This window comes from Micromonospora sp. CPCC 205546 (assembly GCF_036902715.1).
Taxonomy (GTDB): Bacteria; Actinomycetota; Actinomycetes; order Mycobacteriales; family Micromonosporaceae; genus Micromonospora.
In genome coordinates this window covers 22,923-31,589 of sequence record NZ_JBAKHL010000074.1, presented here as the reverse complement: position 1 = coordinate 31,589, position 8,667 = coordinate 22,923, and the positions used below count along the sequence as shown (strand labels likewise).

7 protein-coding genes are annotated in these 8,667 nt (G+C 74.7%); 2 read left to right on the top strand and 5 right to left on the bottom strand.

The window, feature by feature from the left end:
- Window positions 1-102 precede the first annotated feature (102 nt).
- Together lepA and V6U77_RS25280 are read right to left on the bottom strand one after the other, a co-directional pair.
- Window positions 103-1,977 (bottom strand): translation elongation factor 4, encoded by a 1,875-nt coding sequence (lepA, locus tag V6U77_RS25285; protein ID WP_334609188.1) that lies wholly within the window; start codon window positions 1,975-1,977, stop codon window positions 103-105.
- 210 nt (window positions 1,978-2,187) lie between these two features.
- Window positions 2,188-2,724 (bottom strand): DUF4240 domain-containing protein, encoded by a 537-nt coding sequence (locus tag V6U77_RS25280; protein ID WP_334609187.1) that lies wholly within the window; start codon window positions 2,722-2,724, stop codon window positions 2,188-2,190.
- 153 nt (window positions 2,725-2,877) lie between these two features.
- On the opposite strand from V6U77_RS25280, the gene V6U77_RS25275 reads away from it, so the two are divergent.
- On the top strand, window positions 2,878-3,864 hold the full coding sequence (locus V6U77_RS25275) for a phosphotransferase (protein ID WP_334609186.1): 987 nt from the start codon (window positions 2,878-2,880) through the stop codon (window positions 3,862-3,864).
- A gap of 168 nt (window positions 3,865-4,032) precedes the next feature.
- Window positions 4,033-4,299: a 30S ribosomal protein S20 gene (rpsT, locus tag V6U77_RS25270; RefSeq protein WP_088998874.1), complete on the top strand. Its 267-nt coding sequence runs from the start codon at window positions 4,033-4,035 to the stop codon at window positions 4,297-4,299.
- A 347-nt stretch (window positions 4,300-4,646) separates the two neighbouring features.
- Here the strand turns inward: rpsT and V6U77_RS25265 are convergent, their stop codons facing one another.
- The 3 genes from V6U77_RS25265 to V6U77_RS25255 all read right to left on the bottom strand — a co-directional run bounded on the left by V6U77_RS25265 (window position 4,647) and on the right by V6U77_RS25255 (window position 8,665).
- Entirely contained in the window at window positions 4,647-5,153 is a 507-nt protein-coding gene (locus V6U77_RS25265; protein WP_334609185.1) for a hypothetical protein, read from the bottom strand.
- A complete protein-coding gene (holA, locus tag V6U77_RS25260; RefSeq protein WP_334609189.1) occupies window positions 5,150-6,130 on the bottom strand; it encodes a DNA polymerase III subunit delta in 981 nt (326 codons plus the stop codon). The genes V6U77_RS25265 and holA overlap by 4 nt, the downstream gene beginning before the upstream one ends.
- Before the next feature lie 123 nt (window positions 6,131-6,253).
- Entirely contained in the window at window positions 6,254-8,665 is a 2,412-nt protein-coding gene (locus V6U77_RS25255) for a ComEC/Rec2 family competence protein (protein ID WP_334609184.1), read from the bottom strand.
- Window positions 8,666-8,667 lie beyond the last annotated feature (2 nt).

Genomic DNA, 8,667 nt, shown 5'->3' with positions numbered 1-8,667 from the left:
GGCCGGCGCCCCGACCGGGGCGGGACCACCGAGGGGTCCGCAGCCCGGCCGGGGCGCCGGCCGTCGTACGTCGTCGTCATCCGCCGGGACGCCGGCGGAGTTTCACTTCTTGCCGGGCGCCTTGGCGTCGGAGTCGGAGGAGAGGGCGGCGATGAAGGCCTCCTGGGGGACCTCCACCCGGCCCACCATCTTCATCCGCTTCTTGCCCTCCTTCTGCTTCTCCAGCAGCTTGCGCTTGCGGCTGATGTCACCGCCGTAGCACTTGGCGAGGACGTCCTTGCGGATCGCCCGGATCGTCTCCCGGGCGATCACCCGGCTGCCGATCGCCGCCTGGATCGGCACCTCGAACTGCTGGCGCGGGATCAGGTTGCGCAGCTTGGCCGCGATCGTGACGCCGTAGTTGTACGCCTTCTCCTTGTGCACGATCGCGCTGAAGGCGTCCACCGGCTCGCCGTGCAGCAGGATGTCGACCTTCACCAGGTCGGACGCCTGCTCGCCCGAGGGCTCGTAGTCCAGTGAGGCGTAGCCCTTGGTCCGGCTCTTCAACTGGTCGAAGAAGTCGAAGATGATCTCCGCGAGGGGGAGCGTGTAGCGCAGCTCCACCCGGTCGGCGGAGAGGTAGTCCATGCCGAGCAGGTTGCCCCGGCGGCCCTGGCAGAGCTCCATCACCGCGCCGACGTAGTCGTTCGGGGTGAGCACCGTGGCGCGCACGACCGGCTCGTACACCTCGGCGATCTTGCCCGTGGGGTATTCGCTCGGGTTCGTCACCACGATCTCCTGGCCGTCCTCCGTGATGGCCCGGTAGACCACGTTGGGCGCGGTGGAGATGAGGTCGAGGTTGTACTCGCGTTCCAGCCGCTCCCGGATGATCTCCAGGTGCAACAGGCCGAGGAAGCCGCACCGGAAGCCGAAGCCGAGCGCCCCCGACGTCTCGGGCTCGTAGTCGAGCGCGGCGTCGTTGAGCTTGAGCTTGTCCAGCGCCTCACGCAGGTTGGGGTAGTCGGAACCGTCGATCGGGTACAGGCCCGAGTAGACCATCGGCTTCGGGTCCTTGTAGCCGCCGAGGGCCTCCTTCGCCGGCCGCGAGTTGATGGTGATCGTGTCACCGACCCGGGACTGGCGGACGTCCTTCACGCCGGTGATCAGGTAACCCACCTCGCCGACGCCGAGCGCGTCGGCCTTCACCATCTCCGGCGAGATGACGCCGATCTCCAGCAGCTCGTGCACGGCGGCGGTGGACATCATCTTGATCCGGTCGCGGGCGCTGATCCGCCCGTCGATGACCCGGACGTAGGTGACCACGCCCCGGTAGACGTCGTAGACCGAGTCGAAGATCATGGCGCGGGCGGGCGCCTCCGCGTCGCCGACCGGCGGCTTGAACTGCCGGACGATCTCGTCGAGCAGATACGGCACGCCCGCGCCGGTCTTGCCGGAGACCCGGATGCAGTCCGCCGGGTCGCCACCGATGAGGTGCGCGAGTTCCTCGGCGTACTTCTCCGGCTGGGCGGCCGGCAGGTCGATCTTGTTGAGCACCGGGATGACGTGCAGGTCGTTCTCGAGCGCCAGGTAGAGGTTCGCCAGGGTCTGCGCCTCGATGCCCTGGGCGGCGTCGACCAGCAGGATCGCGCCCTCGCAGGCGGCCAGCGACCGGGACACCTCGTAGGTGAAGTCGACGTGGCCGGGGGTGTCGATCATGTTGAGCACGGCGGTCTCGCCGGTCCGGTCACCCTCCCGGATCGTCCAGGGCATCCGGACGGCCTGGCTCTTGATCGTGATGCCGCGCTCGCGCTCGATGTCCATCCGGTCGAGGTACTGCGCACGCATCTGCCGGGGGTCGACCACGCCGGTGAGCTGCAACATCCGGTCGGCCAGGGTCGACTTCCCGTGGTCGATGTGGGCGATGATGCAGAAGTTCCGGATGCGCGCCGGGTCGGTGGAACCAGGAGCGTTCGCGCCGGAATCGAGCGTCGGTGGCACAGCGGTCCGTTCTGGTCGGCTGAACTGAGCGGGCCGGCACGACGCCGGCCCCCTCTATGCTCCCACGTCGCCGCCGCGCGTCCGCTGCGCGGGCGATCCCCGCCGCCGGGACCACCCGCCGGCGTCGTCTCGCCCCCGGTTTCCCGGGCAGCGACGCCCGCTACGCGCGCCGCACCCGGTGCCACCGGCCGGCACCGCTGCGGCCCGGGGTCACTCGGCGGGAGGCTCGACGAAGAGGGCGGCGAGCTTCGGCAGCCGCCGCTTCGCCTCCTCCTCGTCGTCGAAGTCCCAGAAGTCGTCGAGGTCGGGCACCGGCGCCGGCTCCGGGTCCGCCGGCAGTTCGGCGGCGGTGGCCCGCCGGTACGCGTCCCACGGCACCGCCAGCATCTCCGCGGCCGAGAACTCCTCACCGCTGAGCGAGGCGGCCCTGACCTGCGGCAGCCCGGCCAGCGAGTCCGGGTCGGCGACGGCGCGCGCGAAGACCTCACGCCCCTGGGCCATCAGCCAGCCCCGGAAGTGGTGGAAGCCCTCGTCGGAGACGCCACCGTTGATCAGGTAGGCGGCGCCCCAGAGATCGACCCTGTGCGAGGCGGACAACACGCGGGACTGGTGCCGGGCGTACCCCACGATGTCCTCCGGGGCGCGCTCGGCGAGCAGGGCGACGGCCCGCGCGGCGACCGCGTGGGGCTCTCCCCCACCGCCGGCCCGGGCCCGGTCGATCAACTGCCAGAAGTCGTCGGTCCTCATGGCCTGGCAGTCTGGCAGACCGCGCCGCCGCCCCCGCCCCGCCACGGCGACACCCCGGCGGGCGCTGGACGCCCTGGTGGCGCGGCGGGACGCCCGACGGGTGGTGTCGCGCCGAGCGGTGCGGCGGGGCGCGACGCCCGGCAGCATGGGGACGTGTACCCGACGTCCCCGCCGCCCGTGCCCCACCACGCGACCGCCCACCGGCCGGGGTGGGAGACGCTGCCGGCGGCGCTGCGGACCGCCGTCGGCGACCGGCTCGGCGCGCCCGTGGTCGCGGCGCGGGTCGCCGGGGCCGGCTTCACCCGGGGCTTCGCCGCCGTGCTCGCCACCGCCGCCGGGGACCGGGCCTTCGTCAAGGCCGCCGCCACCGCCGAGCATCCGCGACTGGTCGACTGGTACGCGCGGGAGGCCGCGATCCTCGACCGGCTGCCGGACGGGCTGCCGGCGCCCCGCCCCCGGTGGACGCTGCACGAGGCCGGCTGGTTCGTGCTCTGCCTGGACGCCGTCGACGGGCACACACCCCGGCTGCCCTGGGACCCGGCCGAGCTGACCGCGACCCTCAGCGGATACGCCGAGGTCGCCGCCGCGCTGGCCGTCGCCCCCGCCGGGCTGCGCGAACTCGGGCCGCCCCGCCTCGCCGACCTGGCCCGCGACGACATCCTCTGGTGGGGCGAGGTGGCCGCCGGCCGGGAGCCGGCACCGCCGCTGCCCGCGCCGGTCCGGGACCGCCTGCCCGAGCTGGTCGCGCTGGAGTCCCTCCTCCCGGCGTACGCCGCCGACGCGTCCGGTCTGATCCACGGCGACCTGCGGCCGGACAACGTGCTGATCGACGGTGCGGGGCGGGCCTGGTTCTGCGACTGGACGTGGCTCTGCCAGGGGCCGGCCTGGTTCGACCTGGCGACCCTGCTGCTCACCGCGTACGCCGACGGCCTGGACGCCGACGCGCTCTTCGCCCGGCACCCGGGGGCGGCGGGCGCGCCCCCGGACGCGCTGGACGCCACCCTCGCCGCCCTGTCCGGCTACTTCCTCACCACCGCCGCCTCCACGCCGTCGACCGCGTCGCCGCACCTCCCGGCGCACCAGCGGTGGAGCGGCGAGCAGTCGCTCGGCTGGCTCGCCCGCCGGCAGGGCTGGACCTGACCGACGCCACCGGCACGGCCGGGCCGCACGCCGTCCGCCGACGGGATGGGCCCGAGCCGTTTTGGCTCGTCCCGGGCGACCTGGTAGCCTGGCTCTTCGCGCAGCGATGACGCATGCTCGTCGCGCGCGGAAGCAGACCAACCCGAGCTATCAAGACGAGGCTGTCGCGTGGCGAACATCAAGTCCCAGATCAAGCGCAACCGGCAGAACGAGAAGCGCCGGCTGCGTAACAAGTCGGTCAAGTCGTCGCTGAAGACCGCCGTCCGGAAGTTCAACGAGGCCGCTGAGGCCGGTGACGTCGAGAAGGCCACCATCCTCATGCGGGACGCGTCGCGCAAGCTGGACAAGGCGGTCAGCAAGGGCGTGATCCACTCGAACCAGGCCGCGAACCGCAAGTCCGCGATCGCCAAGCGCGTGGTGTCGCTCTCCGCCTGACAAGGCGACCTCAGACCTGACCGGAAGCCCCGGGCACTTCCCGGGGCTTCCGGCTGTCTGCCCGTTTCGCGTACCGCACCGCCACCCGGCCGAGGTCTCCTCCGCCGGGAATTCGTCGTCGCGGCGGCCGAAGGATTCCGGTCGCCGGTTCCCCGTCGGCTCGGCTCGCCGATCGCCGTCCCGAGAGCCGGCGCCCCCTCAGGACACGGGTTGCGTCTCAGGGCAGGGTTCTGCGTCTCAGGGCAGAGTGTGCGTCTCAGTGGCCGGTTCTCAGGGGGCCGGTGCGCGCCGGACGTTCGCGGACGGCTCGCCAGCCCGGTCGTTCGGCCGGGCGGTCGGTGGGACCGTCAGGCGAGTGGATCGCGATCCGTGGGCCGTGGGCCGGGCCCGCCGTTCCGCTCCCCCACCACGTGGCGCGGATCCGGGTGCCCCTGCCGCTCGCGTACGGCCCGCGTGGCGTGCGGCACCGGCGATGCCGCGACGACGACGCCCGGCACGCTGTGCGTGACCCAGTCGACCCTGACTCGCCCGACCGCCGGCTCCATCTGCCGGCGGAAGCGGTCCCGTTCCTGCTCGGGCACGAGAGCGGCGGAGCGGACCACCATCGCGGCCACCATGTCGTTGAGCTTCACCATCGCGGCCACCGTGGCGGGCAGGATGAGCACCGCCCACCAGGTGACCAGTTCGGCGAGGGCGAGCAGCGCGGCGAGCGCGACGGCGCCCTCGAAGAAGAGGAAGCAGAGCACCCCGCCCGGGTTGACGAAGCGCAACCCGAGGACCCGCGCGTAGAGCGGGCGGTAGCGCTCCTCGTCGGCGGGGACCGTGGCCCACGAGCCGCGGGGCGATCCGCTCACCGGGCGGCACCCTGCCGGGCGGCGGCGACCGAGAAGACGGCCCGCTCCAGCGCGTACGCGCGGTCGTCGGAACCGCCCTTGACGGCCGCGTTGCACTCGGCTGCGGCCCGCATCGCCTGGACCAGCCCCTCGGGCGTCCAGCCACGGGCCCGCTGCTGGGCTGACCTGATCTTCCACGCCGGCATGCCGAGCGTGCTCGCCAACTGGTAGGGGTCGCCCCGCCCGGCGGCGGCGACCCGCGCCACGGTGCGTACGCCGTCGGCGATCGCGTCGGCGATCGGCACCGGGTCGACCCCGACGTGCAGCGCCCAGCGCAGCGCCTCCAGCGCCCCCGGCACGTCGCCCACCATGGCGGCGTCGGCGACGGTGAAGCCGGTCACCTCGACCCGCCCCCTGTAGTAGCGCGCGACCGTGTCGGCACCGATCCGGCCGTCGGTGTCGGCCATGAGCTGGGAGCAGGCGGCGGCCAGTTCGCGCAGGTCGTTGCCGACCGCCGCGATGAGCGCCTCGGCGGCGTCGTCGGTGCACTTCCCGCCGGCCCGGCGGATCTCGTCCCGGACGAAGGTCACCCGGTCGCGGTGCCCCTTGAGCTTGGCCGCCGGCACCACCGTCGCGCCGGCCGCCTTCAGCCCGTCGGCGAACGCCTTGCCCTTGGCCGCGCCGAGGTGCAGCACGATCAGCTGCACCTCCGGATCGGGGTTCTTCGCGTACGCCAGCAGGGCCGCCACCAGGTCCTTGCGGGCGTCCTGGCCGCCGCGCAGCACCAGCACGCGTCGCCCGCCGAAGAGCGACGGGCTGAGCATCTCGGCGATCTCGCCGACGACGAGGGCGCCGGCCTGGTATTCGCGGACGTCCACGTCGGGGTCGATGCTGCGGGCCTTCGCCACGGCTTCGGTGACCGCGCGCGTGGCGAGCAGCTCCTCGTCGCCGAGGACGAGCAGAATAGGAGCGAGGCTGGCGGCGGTCACGCCGCCCATATTCGCACGGCCGACGGCCGGATCCAGTCTGCTCATGAGCACTCCGGCGGCGGAGCCCGCACTCAGTGCAAATCCAGACATTTACCTCAGTGCACCGCTAAAGCCGAGAATCGGCATCGATTCCTACGGTCGTCCCGGCGGGGCGCCACGCGTCACCACCCCGAGACCCACCCGCCCGAGCACCGCCGCCACGTCCCCCTCCGTGTCGGTACGCAGCACCCGCGCCCCGCCCCGGGCCAGCCGCCCGAGCACCGCAGGATTGGGATGCCCGTAGCTGTTGCCCGTCCCCACCGGCACGAGGGCGATCCGGGGCCGGACCGCGTCCAGGAAGGCCGGGTCCTGGTAGGCCGAGCCGTGGTGCGCGACCTTCAGCACCTCGGCCCGCAGCCCGCCCGGCGCCGTGTCGTCCAGCAGCGCCCGCTGCTCCTCGGTCTCGGCGTCCCCGGCGAGCAGGATCCGTACGCCGGAGACGGTGGCGAGCAGCATCAGCGAGTTGTTGTTGGGATCCGAGCGGGTGCCGCGCAACGGGTGGGGCGGGCCGACGACGGTGAACTCGACCCCGCCCTCCCGGTACCGCCAGCCGGCCGCACCCGCCACCACGTCGACGGAGTGCGCCGCGGCCTCGGTGCGGACCAGTTCCCGCCCGGCGGCGGGCTCCGACCACTGCGGGGTGAGCACAGCGCCCACCGGCCGGTCCCGGAACACGCCCGCGACGCCGCCGGTGTGGTCGACGTGGAAGTGGCTGACCACCAGCAGCGCGACCTCCCGTACGCCCAGGCGACGCAGGCAGCCGTCCGCCGCCGCCGGGTCCGGCCCGGCGTCGACCACCACCGCCCGGCCGGCCGCCACCGGCAGCACCACGGTGTCGCCCTGGCCGACCGCGCAGGCGGCGACCACCCAGCCGGCCGGGGGCCAGCCGGGGGCGGCGAGCCGCACCGGCAGCGTGCCGACCACCACGGCGACGACCACCACCGCCACCAACCGGCGGACCACCGGGTGCCGGGTGGCCACCAGCAGCGCGACGGTCAGCGCGGCCAGCAGCAGGGCTCCCGTCACCCCGCCCGGCCACGGCAGCGTGCCCGCCGGCAGCCGCGCCCCGTGCCGCGCCACCGTCACCAGCCACCAGGCGGGCCAGCTCGCCAGCCACGCGACGAACTCCGCCCCGGCCGGCCACACCGGCGACACCGCCGCCGCCAGCACGCCGAGCACCGTGGCGGGTGCGATGGCCGGCACCGCGAGCAGGTTCGCCGGGACGGCGACCAGGCTCACCGTGCCCGAGATGCCGGCCACGACCGGGGCGCAGGCGAGCTGGGCGGCCGCCGGCACGGCCAGCGCCTCGGCGAGCCCGGCCGGCACCCCGCGGCGACGCAGCCCGTCGCGCCACCTCGGCGCGAGCAGCAGCAGGCCGCCGGTGGCCAGCACGGAGAGCGCGAAGCCGGCGTCGCCGGCCAACTCCGGGTCGACCAGCACCAGCACGGCCACCCCGGCGGAGAGTGCGGGCAGCGCCGCCCGGGGACGCCCGGCCGCCAACGCCGCCAGCCCGATGGCGCCCATGGTGGCGGCCCGCGCCACGCTCGGCGAGGGACGGACCAGGATGACGAAGCCGACCAGGGCCAGCCCGCAGAGCCCGGCGGCCAGCCAGGGACCGGCGCGCGCCCAACGGGCCAGCAGCAGCACCGCGCCGACGACGATGGCCACGTTGGAACCGGAGACGGCGTTGAGGTGGGTCATGCCGGTGGCGAGAAAGTCCTCCTCCACGGTGGGCGGCAGCCGGCTCGTGTCACCGACCACCAGGCCGGGCAGCAGCCCGCCCTGCTCGTCGGGGAGCGGCACACAGGCGCGTTGCAGACCGGCGCGCAGCGCTCCGGCGGCCCGCTGCGACGACGGTGCCGGGCCGTGCGGTGCGGGCGGGCCTTTCGCGCTCAGCACCGCCGCGGTCAGATCGCCGCCGCGCGGCGCGGCGAGCCGTCCTTCGGCGGTCAGTCGCTGCCCGGGCAGCAGCCCCCGCCAGCCGGGATCGGTGGCGAGGACCAGCACGCGGGCGGGGGTGGCGACCCGCTGCCCGTCCGGGCCGGTGATCCCGGTCAGTTCGGCCGGCACGAGCAGGGTGGCCGGGCGTCCGGCGACGCCGCGTACGGGGCGGGGGTCGTCGCGGACGACCAGGTCGGCGGTGACGACGGCGCGCTCCTCCACGAGGGCCCGGACCGGCCCGGCGTCGCGGACGGACAGCCGGGCGGCGGTCGCCGTCGCACCGCAGAGCACGCCGAGCAGGACGGCGACGGCGATCCAGCCGTACCGCCGGGTCGGGGCGGACGGCTGCCCGAGGACGCCGACCAGGTGCAGCCCGCCCAGCCCTGCCGCGCCGGCAGCCACCGCCGCCAGCAGCAGGGTCCGGCCGACGGTCAGGTGCAGCCCGGCCAACGCGGCGAGCCAGGTGGCCACCGCCAGGCCGGCCAGCCGCAGGTCGATGGCCGCCGCCGCCGGCTCGCCCCCGACGTCGACGCCGGCGGCCCCGGGGCCGGACGGACCTGGCACGA